This window comes from Pseudoflavonifractor phocaeensis, from assembly GCF_016901955.1.
Taxonomy (GTDB): domain Bacteria; phylum Bacillota; class Clostridia; order Oscillospirales; family Oscillospiraceae; genus Flavonifractor; species Flavonifractor phocaeensis_A.
On sequence record NZ_JACJLC010000243.1, the window covers coordinates 1 to 373 of the forward strand.

Below are 373 nucleotides of genomic sequence, written 5' to 3' on the forward strand. Positions count from 1 at the left end.
ATCAGGTTTAAGATCACCACATTCAGCGGGCGGATATCCTGGTGGATGGCCCGGTGCTCTGTCATCACAAAGATATTTTCGCTCTCCAGGATAGCCGTGGCCGGGAGAGAATCGGGTATTTTGATTGGCATGGGTATGTCCTCCTAAACGATGCGTTCTATTACTATAAAGAGTAGCATATTTGAGGCACTGCCGCAACCAGAGAATGGTATGAAAAGAAAGTCAAAAAAACTTGAAAAAAGGTGTTGACAAAGTGGGGGCGTGGTGGTATTCTATCTGAGCGCCTTACGGAAGGCACTGAAAACGGAACCAAAACTGGAAGAGACCGGGGGGAACCTGGACGGCCTTCCGGAAGAACTTCTGAAAAAGTGCT

Annotated in this window: 1 protein-coding gene; it reads right to left on the minus strand. The window is 48.0% G+C overall.

The window, feature by feature from the left end; translation table 11 throughout:
• Positions 1 to 131: homoserine O-acetyltransferase/O-succinyltransferase family protein (locus H6B51_RS17380; RefSeq protein WP_204884831.1), on the minus strand; the 131-nt coding region annotated here is incomplete at its 3' end.
• Positions 132 to 373 lie beyond the last annotated feature (242 nt).